The organism is Sporolactobacillus inulinus (genome assembly GCF_006539285.1).
GTDB lineage: Bacteria > Bacillota > Bacilli > Bacillales > Sporolactobacillaceae > Sporolactobacillus > Sporolactobacillus inulinus.
This window is the reverse complement of sequence record NZ_BJMS01000009.1, coordinates 20,534-34,170: the sequence shown is the minus strand read 5'-3', so window position 1 is coordinate 34,170 and position 13,637 is coordinate 20,534. Positions and strand designations below refer to the sequence as shown.

At 43.1% G+C, this 13,637-nt stretch carries 15 protein-coding genes; 5 read left to right on the top strand and 10 right to left on the bottom strand.

The genetic code is table 11. The features are described from left to right. Positions 1 to 52: 52 nt before the first annotated feature. Positions 53 to 385, bottom strand: coding sequence for a DUF3870 domain-containing protein (locus tag SIN01_RS01875; RefSeq protein WP_010024120.1), 333 nt, complete (start codon positions 383 to 385; stop codon positions 53 to 55). 262 nt (positions 386 to 647) lie between these two features. Here SIN01_RS01875 and SIN01_RS01870 point away from each other — a divergent pair, with 262 nt between their 5' ends. Both SIN01_RS01870 and SIN01_RS01865 read left to right on the top strand, forming a co-directional pair. Beyond that, positions 648 to 1,427 (top strand): hypothetical protein, encoded by a 780-nt coding sequence (locus SIN01_RS01870; protein ID WP_010024119.1) that lies wholly within the window; start codon positions 648 to 650, stop codon positions 1,425 to 1,427. Continuing rightward, positions 1,415 to 1,855 carry a hypothetical protein gene (locus SIN01_RS01865; RefSeq protein WP_010024118.1) on the top strand — a complete coding sequence of 147 codons (441 nt, stop codon included), beginning with the start codon at positions 1,415 to 1,417 and terminating at the stop codon, positions 1,853 to 1,855. The genes SIN01_RS01870 and SIN01_RS01865 overlap by 13 nt, the downstream gene beginning before the upstream one ends. Here the strand turns inward: SIN01_RS01865 and SIN01_RS01860 are convergent. From SIN01_RS01860 to SIN01_RS01850, 3 genes are all read right to left on the bottom strand, one after another. Further along, on the bottom strand, positions 1,839 to 2,282 hold the full coding sequence (locus SIN01_RS01860; RefSeq protein ID WP_010024117.1) for a Fur family transcriptional regulator: 444 nt from the start codon (positions 2,280 to 2,282) through the stop codon (positions 1,839 to 1,841). The genes SIN01_RS01865 and SIN01_RS01860 overlap by 17 nt on opposite strands. A 299-nt stretch (positions 2,283 to 2,581) precedes the next feature. Next, positions 2,582 to 2,830 (bottom strand): hypothetical protein, encoded by a 249-nt coding sequence (locus SIN01_RS01855; protein ID WP_010024111.1) that lies wholly within the window; start codon positions 2,828 to 2,830, stop codon positions 2,582 to 2,584. Between the two features lie 116 nt (positions 2,831 to 2,946). Further along, positions 2,947 to 4,497, bottom strand: a complete 1,551-nt coding sequence (locus SIN01_RS01850; protein WP_010024110.1) for an ABC-F family ATP-binding cassette domain-containing protein — start codon at positions 4,495 to 4,497, stop codon at positions 2,947 to 2,949. A 457-nt stretch (positions 4,498 to 4,954) separates the two neighbouring features. On the opposite strand from SIN01_RS01850, the gene SIN01_RS01845 reads away from it, so the two are divergent. Continuing rightward, entirely contained in the window at positions 4,955 to 5,341 is a 387-nt protein-coding gene (locus SIN01_RS01845) for a hypothetical protein (protein ID WP_010024109.1), read from the top strand. Positions 5,342 to 5,499: 158 nt separating this feature from the next. Here the strand turns inward: SIN01_RS01845 and SIN01_RS01840 are convergent, their stop codons facing one another. From SIN01_RS01840 to SIN01_RS01825, 4 genes are all read right to left on the bottom strand, one after another. Continuing rightward, positions 5,500 to 6,951: an NADP-dependent glyceraldehyde-3-phosphate dehydrogenase gene (locus tag SIN01_RS01840; RefSeq protein ID WP_029548118.1), complete on the bottom strand. Its 1,452-nt coding sequence runs from the start codon at positions 6,949 to 6,951 to the stop codon at positions 5,500 to 5,502. Between the two features lie 520 nt (positions 6,952 to 7,471). Further along, on the bottom strand, positions 7,472 to 7,687 hold the full coding sequence (locus tag SIN01_RS01835; protein ID WP_010025428.1) for a hypothetical protein: 216 nt from the start codon (positions 7,685 to 7,687) through the stop codon (positions 7,472 to 7,474). A gap of 66 nt (positions 7,688 to 7,753) precedes the next feature. After that, positions 7,754 to 8,260, bottom strand: a complete 507-nt coding sequence (locus SIN01_RS01830; protein WP_010025427.1) for a dihydrofolate reductase — start codon at positions 8,258 to 8,260, stop codon at positions 7,754 to 7,756. Continuing rightward, a complete protein-coding gene (locus SIN01_RS01825) occupies positions 8,257 to 9,051 on the bottom strand; it encodes a thymidylate synthase (protein WP_010025426.1) in 795 nt (264 codons plus the stop codon). Before SIN01_RS01825 ends, SIN01_RS01830 begins: the two co-directional genes overlap by 4 nt. A gap of 167 nt (positions 9,052 to 9,218) precedes the next feature. On the opposite strand from SIN01_RS01825, the gene SIN01_RS01820 reads away from it, so the two are divergent. After that, complete coding sequence (locus tag SIN01_RS01820; protein ID WP_010025425.1) at positions 9,219 to 10,190, top strand: hypothetical protein; 972 nt, start codon at positions 9,219 to 9,221, stop codon at positions 10,188 to 10,190. After that, on the top strand, positions 10,187 to 10,987 hold the full coding sequence (tgl, locus tag SIN01_RS01815; RefSeq protein WP_010025423.1) for a spore coat transglutaminase TGL: 801 nt from the start codon (positions 10,187 to 10,189) through the stop codon (positions 10,985 to 10,987). Before SIN01_RS01820 ends, tgl begins: the two co-directional genes overlap by 4 nt. Here tgl and SIN01_RS01810 read toward each other — a convergent pair. Continuing rightward, positions 10,975 to 12,456 carry an MDR family MFS transporter gene (locus tag SIN01_RS01810; protein WP_010025422.1) on the bottom strand — a complete coding sequence of 494 codons (1,482 nt, stop codon included), beginning with the start codon at positions 12,454 to 12,456 and terminating at the stop codon, positions 10,975 to 10,977. The two genes, tgl and SIN01_RS01810, sit on opposite strands and share 13 nt — an antisense overlap. A 375-nt stretch (positions 12,457 to 12,831) precedes the next feature. Beyond that, the gene (locus tag SIN01_RS01805; RefSeq protein ID WP_010026805.1) at positions 12,832 to 13,515 is read right to left on the bottom strand and encodes a type II toxin-antitoxin system HicB family antitoxin; all 684 of its coding nucleotides are present in this window, start codon (positions 13,513 to 13,515) and stop codon (positions 12,832 to 12,834) included. Positions 13,516 to 13,637 lie beyond the last annotated feature (122 nt).

The following is a 13,637-nucleotide window of genomic DNA, read 5'->3' as shown; positions in this document are numbered from 1 at the left end:
ATAAAAGACAAAATCCAGTCCCACAAATTGGTGAACTGGATTTTGTCTAGGCTTATTTAGACAAAGCAACGTCGCTTTGATACTGTTTAAACTTCTTAAGCGCATCACCAAAAGCAACGAGTAGCGCTTTTTGCGATGAACCAAAATAGCGTTTCTGAATCTCATTGAGCACATTCGGATCGTCCATGAAACGACCAACGAGCAAGGAGCGTACAAATCGTGACGTCAGTTTAATGGTCGCTGAACAATCCGCATCAATAATTCTTCCATTAGTCGGATCAACAACGAGTCCGATAAAGAATTGACTGTACTGAAAAGTAATCGGGTTCTTCTGGGATGATTTTGCATCCCCGATCAAATAAATCGTATCTCCAGGGTATGTCATAAAAAAATCCTTCCTCAATAGGATTCAGCTAATTGAAGTGGCCGACAAGCGGTTACTTTCGGATTCTTCAATTAAGAAAGCTTAAGGAACAACTCAAGTATATTCGTCAAAAGATACTTTGTCAATATTTAAAAAATTCAAGAATAGTTGTTTCCAATATCTGCAAGTGGTTGCAAGACGCTGCTCTGTCTGTATGAATCACCCACCCGGTGGAACACTAACTCCATCGAGGCATGCCTGTAAGAACGATTGGAGCTTAACGATGAAGAGAAGACAAGTTAACGCAAAATTAAACTTTTGGGGACAAACCGTAATCTTTCACAAACAACCTATTGTCATCGCATGGTGGTCCGCTGCGTTGCCTGGTTTGGGACATATGCTGCTTGATTTGCATCTGAAAGGCTTTATCCTTTTTTTATTTGAGATTATTATCAATTATCACGCCAATTTAAATTTGGCAATGGTTGATACGTTTATCGGTGAATTTGACAAAGCCAAACTCGATTTAAACGCACAATGGGCGCTTATTTATATTCCCTTCTATTTTTTTAGTATTTGGGACAGTTATCATTCTGCAATAAATATAAATGAACAAGAAGCCTTGGTGCAAAAAAGCGCTGTTCATGTACCTATGCTTACCATCCATACGTTCGGAATAAACTATTTGGATAAAAAAATGCCTTGGGTTGGTGCCGCCTGGTCTGCAGTGTTTCCGGGTGCCGGTCAGTTTTATCTACGCCGCATCATTCCTGCACTAGTGTTATTTATATGGTCGGTTATCATTTATGTTAACTGTCACGAGTTAGACAGCTTGCAATTGCTTATCAACGGACATTCCATCGATTCAATGAAAGTGCTTGATCCTGAGTGGCTGCTCTTCTTACCCTCTATCATTTTTGGATCTGCTTATGATGCCTATTCCAAAGCTATTGAAATTAATCAACTTTTTGAAAAGGAACAGCGTACTTACTTAAAAAATGAATGGGAGTCCGACGCAAACTTTTTATTTCAAAGGGAGGGCCCACACGAATGGCGACAGTAATAGGTATATTCCGTTCGGGTTTGTACGTTGAGCTCTCGCTTCAAGCGCTTCAGCGAGAAGGCTTAACAAGAGAGTCCATCCATTGTTTTTTTCTTGACCCGCCGAAGTCTATACGCATTCAGCATTCTCCTAAACCCGACGGCCGTACGAATCAAGTAGATCTTGGCTTTATTTTTGCAACCATTTTTGGGGTCACCGGAGCCAGTATCGGGTTTAGGATTATTTTGGGACCAATTTTCTGGGGAATTGTGTCCAGCTTGATCGGTTTTTTATTCGGTTTACTGATCAATTTTTGTTATACACGAACGTTCAAGGAACAAACGACAGCTTTTGTAATCATTGCCGTGAACTGCCCTTCTCGATTGCAACAAACCATTGAACAAGTATTTACAGTCAATCACGCGCTTGGTCTTAAGGTCGACTCATAACTTTGTTTCTCGCCATTTTCTTTTGACATTCCTTGCAATAACCATAGATTTCGAATTTATGACCGGTCACTTGGAATTCAGGATCGATTTGCGATAAATCCTGCATCGGACAGACATCGACCGTTCGCGTTTTTCCACAGTTCAAGCAAATCAGGTGATGATGGTGGTGTTCCGTACAATGAAACTGATAGATCTTTTCACCATCCAGCTCTGTTTCTTCAAGGATCATTATTTCACGAAAGAGCGACAGATTACGATAGACGGTATCAAAACTGATACCTGGATAACGATCCTTCAAAGCAAGCTGAACTTCTTTTGCCGAGAGGTATCCGCCTTTCTGTTCAAATAGATCAAGGATATCTTCACGTTTATCCGTATGTTTATAGCCCTTATTTTTCAATAAATCCATGGCTTCTGTTTTGTTCACTGAGAATCACCTCTTTTTCAGCAAATCAACTTATTCTAAGCTTCAGCATAACATTTTTCGATTAAAAAGCATAACCTTGCAAATTCAGTGAACAGGAACACGGGCATAGAGGAGCGGTTGCTCTCCTATTGTGAACGCTCCGATTGCTCGCTTGCCGCGGGCGCACCGCGAGCCTCCGCTTTGATTCTCGGTCTAGACATTGGCCTATTGGTTTGAATACATGGCAATTTTTATATCCTTTCTTTTCCTGCAAAAAAAAGCTTCTCTCTTGGAGAAACTTTTTACAGATCGCTTTACCCTCACCAGAGAAAACCGAGAGCCAGTATTGCTGCAATGGATGCAAGTGCGACCGGGAAACCCCAGCCATATCCTCCCCAGAGAAACAATCCTGGATTTGAAGTGAAATTCGCGTCCGGCATTTGCAGATAAGCATTCGTTCGGTCAACATGTGTGAGAATTCCCCGATGGATGGATCCATCATAACAACGAATTTCAACGGGTTGATTAAGCATGCGGCAGCATTGAGAATAAGCGGATGATTTTGACATTCATTATCGCCTCAATTCATTGGATATTCTCTAGTACTATATGTCCCGTCGGCCGCTGCCGAATCGGCTTTTGCCATCAGTCACTTGCCCGTTCTATTCTTTAACGAGATATGATCTTATCTCTTACTGCTTTTAGCCCATGCTTCAACATTCAAGGTTTTTGTAATCCATTGTTCATAAAAACTTGGTTCATGGCTGACAACCACAACCGTACCTTCATAATCATTGAGCGCTTTACTCAGCGCTGCTTTGGCGTCAACATCCAAGTGATTGGTCGGTTCGTCAAATATAAGTACATTGCTCTTTTGCAGCATTAAGCGCCCGATTCTCACTTTTGTCTCTTCGCCTCCACTTAGTGTGTCCATAGGTTGACGCATGTGCTCTGCATAGACGCCGCATTGCGCTAAATGCTGGCGAAGCACTTGTTCTGAAAGATCTGGGAACTGGTCCTTCAACCATTCAATTGGTGTCAAATGAAGCGGTGCCGATAGCTGAGAAAAATAACCAGGCAGAACACGATCACCAGATACAACGCTGCCGGACAAGGGTTTTCGTTCACCGAGCAAGGTTCGAATCAACGTCGTTTTTCCAATACCGTTATGGCCAATGAGCGCAACTTTCTCGCCTCGCTCGATGGTTAAATTAATGGGCGGGAACAACGGACAATCATAGCCGACATAAAGGTTATCCGCAGAGAAAACGACACGAACCGGCTGAGCTGCAACCGTGAATTGGAAGAGCGGTTTTCGCTGCTGCGCCGGAGGATCCAATCGATCAATTTTGTCCAATTGCTTCTCTCTACTTTTGGCTTGCTTTGCAGTTGAAGCACGAACCTTATTCTTTTGTATATAGGTCTCCAGCTTCTTAATCTCGCGCTGCTGCTGGCGAAAGGCAATTTCCTGTTGCTCCAGTCGAGCTTCATGTTGCTTTACAAACATTTGATAGTTGCCCACATAGCGAATGAGACGCTGATTTTCCAAATGATAGACAAATTGCGCAATTTGGTCCAAGAATTCCGTATCGTGAGAAATCACAATAAACGCATGAGAATACGTGTTCAGATAGTTTGTCAACCAACGAATATGCCCAACATCTAGGTAGTTCGTTGGTTCATCCAATAGCAATATATCCGGATTCTCCAATAGCAGTTTGGCCAAACACAATTTAGTCAACTGACCACCGCTCAATTGGTCTATTTTCTTTTCTAAGCCGATTGCCGACAGCCCTAAACCATCTGCCATCTCCTTTATTCGCGCATCAATCGTGTAAAAATCATTGGCAATAAGTTGTTCCTGAAGTTCTCCATACTGGTTGATCCATTCCGGATCTGCGTCTTGCTCTTGCATTTTCATTGCTAATGCATTCATCTTTCGTTCCGCATCGAACAAATCGCCGAATGCATCCTGCAAGACTTCATAAATGCTCTTCTCTTTTTCAAAATGTAAATGCTGCTCGATCACACCGATATTTAAATTGTGTCGCTTTTTGATTGATCCACTGTCTGGAAGAAGTTGGCCTAGCAAAAGCTTTAGGAACGTTGACTTCCCAGCACCATTATGACCAACAAGCGCAATATGTTCACCTTCCATAAGTCTGAAGTTCATATCTTGATAAATTTGCTTATCTCCATATGAGAAAAATACGTCATTTGCTTCGATTAGCAACATAAATGCTCACTCCCCTTTTTATTAGGTCAAACGGATCGGGGAACAGATATAAGATTTTCTAAATCCATGCAAAAAGAGCGAAGCAGGACGCTTCGCTCTTTGAGTTACCTTCCACCCGTTAGAAACAGAAACATCTCCAGTCCATTGTCACACAGTCAATTGGCCTAAAGTCTTTCGTGAAGAAGATATACTTCACCTATCTCAAGCCAATTTGAGTTGCAGACAATCAGACAAAAACATTGATGTTTCTCCTCCTTCTTTGAATACTTACTTCATTTTAATCCCCTGAAACTCGAAAAGCAACTCTTATTCGAATTAAAGATTTCCTATAACCGGAAAATCATTTTAAGAATAAGCTGTTTCATGTACATCTGCCCATTCCTTTTGTTGAATCATCGCATAACCTGAAATTAGGCTTTTGTTTAGCCACAGCAACGATTGATTAGGAGGTACATTCATGTCAAATCAGCAGTATTGGGAAAATCTGCTCCATCAACCTGTCGAGATTGAATGCAGTGATGGGTCCGTTCATGTGGGAATTATCGAGTCCTTCGACCAAAATAGCGTTTATCTTAAACCTTTGAGCAATAATCAAACCCTAGATGAAAATGAATCTAGAGGCGATGATCGATTTTTTGGTGGTGCATTCGGCCCTCAAGCATTCTTAGGCGGCTTTGCAGGCAGTCTGCTTGGCGTTGGACTAAGTACGATTATTGGCGTACGTCCATGCCCTTTCTGCCCACCTAGGCCCGGATATTGGGGCGGCTATGGCCCGCGTCCACCCTATGGCGGGGGCGGCGGATTTTATGGCCCAGGACCAAACGATGGCTCCTACTATTACTAAACCTTATTAAGTGATGCATAAGGGTTTCTGATAGGGATATCATTTAAGCTCGCTAAGAGGAGGCAGTCAAGTCCGTCCTTTTTCTATATTGTGATGAGCATTGCCATTAATAGAAAAGGTGCCTCAAGTAGAGACACCTTTTTTATCGTTTAACAATTTTATTTGAGATTGAGAACGGTGACGCGTTCGCGAGACATCGACAGAATGCTGTGATGAATTCCTTGAACGCCCATTCCGGAAGCTTTGACACCGAGGAATGGGAAATGGTCTGGACCACGTTCGGTACGACCATTGATTTGAACGGTACCCGCTTCAACCTGTCGCGCAACATCAAGTGCACGATCAATGTCTTGAGAGAAGACGCTTGCTTGCAATCCAAATTCAGACCTGTTCGCAAGTTCGATGGCTTCTTCATCCGATTTCACGCGAATGATCGGCAGAACCGGACCAAATGGTTCAATCCATGCGACATCCATATCCTCAGTTACATGGTCAAGCAGTGTCGGATAGATCAAATTATCTTGGCGTTTGTTGCCGGTTACCAAGGTCGCTTTCTTGTTCAGTGCATCATCAATCAAGCTTTGAACAAAGTCTGCAGACTTGTCATCAATCAAAGGAACGATGGTACTGTCTTCTTCAGGAGAGCCGACCGTTAATTTTTCAATTTCAGACTTCAGTCGGTCAACAAGTTCGTCAGCTACTTTTTCATTAACCAGTACACGTTTAATTGCTGTGCAACGTTGACCTGAGTAAGAGAATGCGCCATTCATGATGCTCTTTACAGCCACATCCATATCTGCATCTTCTGCAACAAGCGCAGGATCTTTACCGCCAAGTTCAAGTACGAGCGGAATCATTGCCGTCTGTTTTGACAAGTGGCGTCCTGTGCCTGAACCTCCGGTAAAGCTGATCATATCGATTCCCTTGTGCTCAACAAGATAATCACCGATAACCGAACCGCGTCCGGTGGTCAAGCTGAGCACCCCTTTCGGAAGACCGGTTTTATCGAGCGCTTGAATCATTTTAATCCCGCTGATTGAGCCCTGAGTGGCCGGTTTAAAGATGACACCGTTCCCCGCCATCAATGCAGGAGCAACTTTCGAAGCGGCAAGGTTGACTGGATAATTAAATGGTGAAATTGCGAGAACAACACCTAATGGTGCACGTTCAACGATACCGATCTTTTTCTGATCGCCACCCGGGAAACCTTCGCCTCTCAAGCTTTCTCCATGCATGTGCAGTGCTTCTTGAACTGTGTAGCGAATGAGATCCGCTGTACGGACGACTTCCTTCTTAGCGTCTTTAAAGCCTTTGCCGACTTCCTGCATAATTGCAGTGGCAATATCTTCGCTGTTATTGACGAGTTCATCCGCCCATTTATCCAAATAAGCGCCTCGTTCACTTAAAGACAATTCAGCCCATGACTTCTGAGCCTTATGTGCTGCTTTGATTGCTTCATCCACTTCATCCTGTGTGACCGCTTGAACATAACCGATCGCTTTTCTAAGATAAGGGGATTGAATGGCAATGGTCTCGTCAGATGAACTCTTCTTCCATTCACCTTGGAGGTACGCCTTGTAGGTAGTCAATTCTGATACATTTGATGCCATACCTGTACCTTCTCCTTTTTTCTTTTTTTGCCAACTGTTTGCTGTAAAATAGAATAAACCTTAAATCATATTTCAGACTTAATGAACAAGCGCTGACAATTACTTTCACTCGCTCCGTGCAGAAAATCATAAGGATTTTCACTAGGAACTATTTAATGAATAGTTTTATTTTCCCACGAAAAACAGTTGTTTACCAATTTTCTGCTCAAAGCAAGAAATAGCCCATAGCATTAATTTCAATAGTCATACCAATTCTAACCGTTTATTATTATTTTTTAAAGCAAATTTATCTATTTGTCAAGAAAATAAATTTAATTTCGATTCATTGATCACGATCTTTGCTTTCAGTTTGCAGCGAAGAACGGCGGCAAATCTTTTGATTTGAAGGCGTTTCTCCTAAGGGCTTGTCCCTATTGTGAATTCGCCAAATCCAATGCCAAAATGAGTAAAAAGTTGCATGGGGAAAACCCAGAGAAACAAGGTGCAGATGAAAAGGCTCCCCCCATTCAGGAGCCTTAATTCAAAAATCCGTTTCCTGCAGTCGATAGTGATTGGCAATTGGTGCAGCAAGCAAGGAAAGTATAACAACAGGCAGCCAAACTACTGCAGCAAGAAGAATCAACGCGAAATATTTCATCGTCAATCTGCGTCCCATCGGAAAAAAGCCAATCATTGATCCCATAATCAGTCCGACCAATCCATAGCAAAGCCAAATTTGCAGACTTGATACGATCATTTTTATCAACTCCGTCACTCTTTTTAACAGTTTATGCGCCGGAGTCGAAGTGGTGCAGATCGCGATTTAATGCAGATTCATAACAGACTTATTTCGTTCGTATACATGAAATTCATGCGGATAGATGTTTTTTCGATCGAGCTTCCCCGATCTTTGACTGACGAGCTGCCAATCTTTTTCCCGGAACCCTTTAAAGTAGGTGTCTCCTTCAAATTCAGCGTCAATATTCGTAATATAAAGGCGGTCAGCATATGGAAGAAACAGATCGAAAATTTTCGCACCACCGATGACAAAGCATTCGTTTCCATAAGCTTTGCCTGCATGTAGAAACTCTTCTGCCGAATGATAACAGGTCACCCCAGGAGCTGAAAAATCAAGGTTTTGCGTCAATACACTATTTTCTCTTCCAGGCAAAGCCTTTCCAATTGATTCAAATGTTTTTCTGCCCATAATAACCGGATGACCCCAAGTTGTTTCTTTAAAATAGCGCAGATCATCTGGAAGATGCCACGGAAGCTTATTGCCTCGTCCAATCAAACCGTTGCGATCCATGGCGAGTAGGAACGAAATCATACCGACACCTCGCCCTTGATCGTTGGGTAAGGGTTATAGCCTTGAAACACAAAATCGTCATAATCAAAATCAAAAATAGAGGAAACAGACCGTCTAATCTCTAACTCTGGAAGCGGTCTTGGCGTACGATCCAACTGCGTCTTTACTTGTTCCAGGTGATTCAAATAAATATGTGCATCCCCGAGCGTATGTACAAAATCGCCAACCTCAAGTCCAGTAACACGAGCAATCATATGCGTTAATAATGCATACGAAGCAATATTAAAGGGAACGCCGAGAAATACATCTGCACTGCGCTGATACAATTGGCAGCTCAGTTTGCCATCATTGACATAAAATTGGAACAAACAATGACAAGGCGGCAGGGCCATGTCCGGAATATCCATAGGATTCCAAGCAGTGACGATCAAGCGTCGTGAATTCGGATTCTTTTTTATTTCATCCACAACATGAGCAATTTGATCGATGGTCCCGCCGCTCTTGCCCGGCCATGACCGCCACTGATGCCCGTAAACGGGACCAAGATCACCATGCTCATCTGCCCACTCATTCCAGATGCGGACACCGTGTTCCTGCAAATACTTGATATTAGTATCTCCTTTTAAGAACCAAAGCAATTCATAAATGATCGATTTGTAGTGTAATTTCTTCGTCGTCATGAGCGGAAACCCATCCTGCAAATTAAAACGCATTTGATATCCGAAAGTACTGATCGTGCCGGTGCCAGTACGGTCTCCCTTTTTGTGGCCTTCTGAGAGAACCTTACGGCAAAGATCAAGATACTGTTTCATACTGATCACTCCACTCTTCTTTGCTGAATCTTAGTTTACCATTTTTAATGCTCTTGTTCTACACTCGCCTCATCAAGAAAACGGCCCTGCTGATAAACGATCGTGAATAATCCGATGTTCCCATCAATAAATATCCTACAAGATTGAATTGATTGGAGGGGTCCACAATGAGCGCTGATCATCCGTTAAATCAAATGAGACAAGAACAGCCGGGGATGCTCATCAACGAATGGGATCGCATCAATAAAGATAATCCTGAACACGCTTTGGCAATCATCAACGATCCAGATCTAGACTTTCCCGTCCTCTACATGCTCCGAGATCAATTAGATACGCGAAGCGAAGCGTTAGAATCGCGCCCACGCATTGCGCTATCACAAATAAGAAATATTCTTCATGGTGCAGATCTTGGTATGGATCAGATGGCGTCATTTGCAAATCAGCACCACCAGGTTGTTGAAGCCATGCATTGGATGCTCAGCACAGGCTGGAAAAACATAATGTCTACGGATTATACGCAGGTCATTGACCAAACAGCGATTAACTTTCTGCATACCTATCATGAAAATTGGCTGAAGGAAATGGTAGATCTGGTATTTTACCGTTATAAGAATAAAAGTCAGCGCCATTACTTAATTAGTGCCATGTGGGAAACAGCCAATCCGCTTTGCCTCGTTTATGTAGCCAATTACCTCCTCTCCGACCAATTGGTAGAAAGCAACTATGCGCGGCGCATGCTGCATTTCATACCCGAGGTAAAGCACGCGAATGACAATGCATCAGCATTTCTCGCTTTTGAAACGTGGTACGAAGAGAATGCACATTATCTGGTTTATACAGGTGAAACCAACGATGCAGTCCCCGGTGGACGACCCTACCGGATTCATTACAGTGCAAAATACCTTGGAAAATACGTTTCGCCGCGAAAAGGAGAACCGCTCCAAGCCTTAATGTCCAATGAAAAAGAAAATTATTATGGATTGGTTCGTTTGCCGATGCGTCAGCAAATCAATTTGTCGACCTATTCTTGCCGATTACGAAAAGAGCAACCGAAAATTTGGCGTTCATGGATTGGTCTAAATTTGAACGAACAATTGCAATCGATCCGTATGCCTGTGCACGGGAGGTATGAACGATGATTATTGCTGCAAACGAGCAGCTTCTCAGTGAGGATTTCAGCAGTTATTCGAGTATTGGCCGATTTGCCGCAACGATTTACAGAGCAATGGCCGACTCTCATGAATGGTTCGCATTCCCAACGAAAGCCGAGCTTAATTTTGAAATCAAGCTGAGAAACGAGACTATCGAGGCCTCGTACGCTCTTTTGGAAAGCGGTGCATCTTTTGCAACGTTCTACTATTCGGAGTGTAACGATTATTACTGGACGCTTACCGGAGACGGTGGTTTTGAATTAAAGCCTGGCGTCCCTGCTACTCAAGCAGTCAATGATATTTTTGTGAATGGAGAGGCTTACGCGTTTGAATGCGCAACAGCAATGATGATCATTTTTTATAAAGCGCTGATCAACACCATTCCTAACGAACGCTTTAACGAAGTGTTTCAGCATCTTTATCTCTGGGATTGGCAGAACCACCCGTTCTTTCCATTAAGAAATGTGCCAGGAGTCGGTGCGGGAATTCCTGGGGATGTACGCTATTTTAAAAATCCGGATGTCAGTCCGCAAACGCCGCAATGGCAAGGAGAAAACGTCGTTGACTTAGCGGATGATCGCTATTATGGGCATGGGATCGGCATTTTGGCGGCGAACCAGATCATTACTGAATTAAATAAATTTCGGCGCCCGGGTGCAATGACCTCAGCCTTTTTGATGCGAAATGCGACGCGACCCAATTATCTCTCGCTGTCCGCGCTTTCTGACGGCACGCAAACCGACGGCATTCGCATTGCAGCAGGTACCTCTTTTTATTCGTTTTGAACTGAATCAGCATGTTTTGGAAGTAGCAGTGCGACTACGACTGCTGCAGCAGCAAGAACAAAGAACAAGATAAATACGTGATGAATACTGGTAAAAAGAAGTTCACGAAGCAAGTTCCGCACGGATGATGCGAGTTGTTCGTGCCCTTCCGGATGGACGAGCTGATTTAATTGATTGGCCGACACCGTGGCTGCCCCTTGTTCACGAATGCTCTGGCCGACTTGCGTATTAAAATACATGCCGAAAACAGCTGCACCAACCGCTTGTCCGACACTGCGAAAAAATTGATTGGAAGCCGTTGCTGCTCCGCGCATTGCTCGATCCGTAGCAGATTGTGCGGCAATTGTCGTCAACGTCAGCGTAATGCCAAAACCGATTCCGACAATTGCTGTGATGAAATAATACGATAATGGATGACTATCCATCCGCAGCATCATCACCAAAAAAGTGCCGATCATCAGAATAAGCGTACCGACTGCTTCGCCGATTTTCAAACCGAATTTTGTCAACAGATGTCCGGACAGAAAGGAACCGACCATCCAAGTAAGCGACATGGGGGTTAAAACGAATCCAGATGCCATCGCACTATACCCAAGCAGTCCTTGCAGCCACATCGGCATATAAATATCATTGCCTATCAAGATAATACTTGCAAGAAAAGCCAGTATATTGGTCATAAGAACGACCGGGTTTTGTAAAATCGTAAGCGGCATCAACGGCTCCTTTACTCGGCTTTCTATAAAAACAAACGCCGCCACCAGACAAAAAGAGCTTATCAATAATCCACTATTCAAGAGATTATGCCAACCGTATTCCCCAATCCTTTGAAGGACAAAAAGAAACAGCCCCATCGCAGCTGAAAAAACAACCATCCCCGCATAGTCGATTGTCTTCTGTTCGTGGCTTATTTTCTCCATAAGCCCGATCGAGATGAGCAAAACGGTGACAATGCCAAATGGAAGATTGATAAAAAAGATCCAATGCCAAGATAATACATCGACAAAAAAACCGCCCACGAGCGGTCCAAGTATCCCGGCGATTCCCCAAATCATGCCCATCATCCCGAACATTTTCGCCCGTTTTTCTACTGGAAAAATATCGCCAATAATCGTCGTGCTCAATGTCATTACGGCTCCGGCGCCTATCCCCTGAATGCCGCGAAAAACGATCAGGGCAGCCATCGACCACGCAAGGCCGCAAAGTACAGATCCGGATAAAAAGATTAACGTTCCGATCGTAAATACTTTCTTCCTGCCGAAAAGGTCGGCAAGTTTTCCGAAAAGCGGAACGGTGATCGCTGAAGTAAGCATAAAAATAGAAAAAACCCAATCCATAACTTCGATGCCTTGTAAATCGCCGACAATTTTAGGCATGGCTGTGCTGACAATTGTTCCTTCGATCGCCGTTAAAAACGTACCGATCATCAGGCCAATCAGCACGGTTGTTTTATTTGTTTTCTGTCTCTTCATCGTTGCCTCCGAAATAAAACGTTCAATCTTTTTATTTTACTTGAACGCATAGAAGTACGTCAAATGATTCATGGTAATTCAATTCTTTAAAGAATAAGAAAAACCAAGCTGTGCTTGGTCCTTACTTCCGCCTCCCATTCGGGCTTTGATTCATCACCCTGTGCACAAACGACACTCCAGCTGCTCGCTGGCAAGCATCAACAAGGCGCGATCCCGCAGGTGCCAGAGTACCCCCGCTTTAATTCTAGACCAAGACACCGGTCTATTGGTTTGAAGAAGGGGCAAAATCGTATACGTTCTTATCCTGCAAAAAAGGCAGCTCATGGTATAGAACTTGAGCTGTCTTCAACGATAACATGATTTGCTAATGAGCAATTATCGATTTAATTTATCAATGAGACGATTTATTTTTTCGTTGAGTTGCTGGTATTCATTTGAGTTTTTTAAACGATCCGTCACTTCATTTAATTCCTGTTTGATAAGGTCAATGTCTTGTTTCAAAGATTCTTTAACGGAAGTTTCTTTTTTCTCTGACGATGCCTCATCACTAGTCCTATTGACATGGACACGGATTTTGGACAAATCCTTCAAACTTTTCTTGACTTTCTTGAGCTGTTTGTTCAAACGATCCTGAACTGAAAAAGAATTGCCGCTTTCATCGATGTTCAGTTCTTCTTTCAGTGCATCTTGCAAAATTCGTGAATAGTTCAATCCGGCTTCCTTTGCCGCATCATCGAGCCACTTAGGAATCGTCAGTGTTTTTTTTACGGCTTGATGTTCCATTTTCTTGCGAAAAGCAGGCATCCATGTATCAATGAGCGTAACAAATTGATCCGAGTCCTCTTTTTTAAACGCAGATAACTCTGAAGGCGCAGGCGGGTTCTCCTTTCTTTCTTCATAGTCAAAGAGAACATGTGCCAGCGCTTCTTTTGCTTGTGCAAATCCGTCTTCAATCGTCTTTGCTTTAACTTGAGTATCCGGGAAATCAAGAAAAGTGATGGTGAACTGGTCATTGGCTTTCGCAATCACAGCAGGGTAAATATATTGATCTTTAAACACTGTTCCTCACCTCCCTTTGATTATAGCACGTATTCAATACGTGCAACACGTGTATCATACATATTGTTTGAGAAAAAGAACATTGAAATAGAAAAAGATCGGAACGAGTCCGACCTTTTTCC